The sequence below is a fragment of the Fictibacillus sp. 7GRE50 genome (assembly GCF_015903875.1).
GTDB classification, from domain to species: domain Bacteria; phylum Bacillota; class Bacilli; order Bacillales; family Fictibacillaceae; genus Fictibacillus; species Fictibacillus phosphorivorans.
The window spans coordinates 1-3,042 of sequence record NZ_JACZDW010000016.1 but is presented as its reverse complement, the minus strand read 5'-3'; the positions used below and the strand labels follow the sequence as shown (position 1 = coordinate 3,042).

General features: G+C 52.5%; 1 rRNA gene. It reads left to right on the top strand.

The features are described from left to right. Window positions 1–103: 103 nt before the first annotated feature. Window positions 104–3,040: ribosomal RNA gene (locus tag IHV12_RS22430) — 23S ribosomal RNA — on the top strand. Window positions 3,041–3,042: the final 2 nt, after the last annotated feature.

Sequence of the window (3,042 nt, the reverse complement as noted above, 5' to 3'; positions counted from 1 at the left end):
TGTTCTTTGAAAACTAGATATCGACATCCAAACAATATGCAAGGCAGATAGATTTATCTAATCTGCGCCAAGCAAGAATCTTTGATGTGTAAACATCATATAAGGTTAAGCTAGAAAGGGCGCACGGTGGATGCCTTGGCACTAGGAGCCGAAGAAGGACGGGACGAACACCGATATGCCTCGGGGAGCTGTAAGTAAGCATTGATCCGGGGATTTCCGAATGGGGGAACCCACCATCCGTAATGGGATGGTATCCATATCTGAATACATAGGGTATGAGAAGGCAGACCCGGGGAACTGAAACATCTAAGTACCCGGAGGAAGAGAAAGCAAATGCGATTTCCTGAGTAGCGGCGAGCGAAACGGAATCAGCCCAAACCAGAGAGCTTGCTCTCTGGGGTTGTAGGACACTCTATACGGAGTTACAAAGGAACGAAGTAGGTGAAGTGGTCTGGAAAGGCCAGCCGAAGAAGGTAACAGCCCTGTAGCTGAAACTTCGTTCCCTCCTGAGTGGATCCTGAGTACGGCGGGACACGTGAAACCCCGTCGGAATCCGGGAGGACCATCTCCCAAGGCTAAATACTCCCTAGTGACCGATAGTGAACCAGTACCGTGAGGGAAAGGTGAAAAGCACCCCGGAAGGGGAGTGAAACAGATCCTGAAACCGTGTGCCTACAAGTAGTCGGAGCCCATTAACGGGTGACGGCGTGCCTTTTGTAGAATGAACCGGCGAGTTACGATCCCGTGCAAGGTTAAGTTGATAAGACGGAGCCGCAGCGAAAGCGAGTCTGAATAGGGCGACATAGTACGTGGTCGTAGACCCGAAACCGTGTGATCTACCCATGTCCAGGGTGAAGTTCAGGTAACACTGAATGGAGGCCCGAACCCACGCACGTTGAAAAGTGCGGGGATGAGGTGTGGGTAGGGGTGAAATGCCAATCGAACACGGAGATAGCTGGTTCTCCCCGAAATAGCTTTAGGGCTAGCCTCGCGGCAAGATTCCTGGAGGTAGAGCACTGATTGGACTAGGGGCCCCCACAGGGTTACCGAATTCAGTCAAACTCCGAATGCCAGAGAATTATCCGCGGGAGTCAGACTGCGAGTGATAAGATCCGTAGTCAAAAGGGAAACAGCCCAGACCATCAGCTAAGGTCCCAAAGTATACGTTAAGTGGCAAAGGATGTGGAGTTGCCCAGACAACCAGGATGTTGGCTTAGAAGCAGCCACCATTTAAAGAGTGCGTAATAGCTCACTGGTCGAGTGACTCTGCGCCGAAAATGTAACGGGGCTAAACGTATCACCGAAGCTATGGCTTGTACCGTATGGTACAGGGGTAGGGGAGCGTTCGAAGTGCAGCGAAGTCAGACCGGAAGGACTGGTGGAGCGCTTTGAAGTGAGAATGCCGGTATGAGTAGCGAAAGACAAGTGAGAATCTTGTCCATCGAAAGCCTAAGGTTTCCTGAGGAAGGCTCGTCCGCTCAGGGTTAGTCGGGGCCTAAGCCGAGGCTGAAAAGCGTAGGCGATGGATAACAGGTTGATATTCCTGTACCACCTCCTTTCCGTTTGAACAATGGGGGGACGCAGTAAGGTAGGGTGAGCGCACTGATGGAATAGTGCGTCTAAGCAGTTAGGCTGTTGGGTAGGCAAATCCGCCCAACATGAAGGCTGAGCTGTGATGGCGAGGGAAATTTTAGTACCGAAGTCCCTGATCCTACACTGCCAAGAAAAGCCTCTAGTGAGGAAAGAGGTGCCCGTACCGCAAACCGACACAGGTAGGCGAGGAGAGAATCCTAAGATGATCGGGAGAACTCTCGTTAAGGAACTCGGCAAAATGACCCCGTAACTTCGGGAGAAGGGGTGCTCTGATAGGGTTTATCGCCCGAGAGAGCCGCAGTGAATAGATCCAAGCGACTGTTTAGCAAAAACACAGGTCTCTGCGAAACCGCAAGGTGAAGTATAGGGGCTGACACCTGCCCGGTGCTGGAAGGTTAAGAGGAGGGGTTATCCTTTTAGGAGAAGCTCTGAATTGAAGCCCCAGTAAACGGCGGCCGTAACTATAACGGTCCTAAGGTAGCGAAATTCCTTGTCGGGTAAGTTCCGACCCGCACGAAAGGTGTAACGACTTGGATACTGTCTCAACGAGAGACCCGGTGAAATTATAGTACCTGTGAAGATGCAGGTTACCCGCGACAGGACGGAAAGACCCCATGGAGCTTTACTGCAACTTGATATTGGATTTTGGTACAGCTTGTACAGGATAGGTAGGAGCCTGAGAAGCCGGAGCGCCAGCTTCGGTGGAGGCGTCGGTGGGATACTACCCTGGCTGTATTGAAATTCTAACCTTGGACCGTAATCCGGTTCGGAGACAGTGTCAGGTGGGCAGTTTGACTGGGGCGGTCGCCTCCTAAACAGTAACGGAGGCGCCCAAAGGTTCCCTCAGAATGGTTGGAAATCATTCGCAGAGTGTAAAGGCACAAGGGAGCTTGACTGCGAGACCTACAAGTCGAGCAGGGACGAAAGTCGGGCTTAGTGATCCGGTGGTTCCGCATGGAAGGGCCATCGCTCAACGGATAAAAGCTACCCTGGGGATAACAGGCTTATCTCCCCCAAGAGTCCACATCGACGGGGAGGTTTGGCACCTCGATGTCGGCTCATCGCATCCTGGGGCTGAAGTAGGTCCCAAGGGTTGGGCTGTTCGCCCATTAAAGCGGTACGCGAGCTGGGTTCAGAACGTCGTGAGACAGTTCGGTCCCTATCCGTCGCGGGCGCAGGAAATTTGAGAGGAGCTGTCCTTAGTACGAGAGGACCGGGATGGACACACCGCTGGTGTACCAGTTGTTCCGCCAGGGGCATAGCTGGGTAGCTACGTGTGGACGGGATAAGTGCTGAAAGCATCTAAGCATGAAGCCCCCCTCAAGATGAGATTTCCCATCACGCAAGTGAGTAAGACCCCTTAGAGATGATGAGGTTGATAGGTCTGGTGTGGAAGCGTGGTGACACGTGGAGCTGACAGATACTAATCGGTCGAGGGCTTATCCTTAA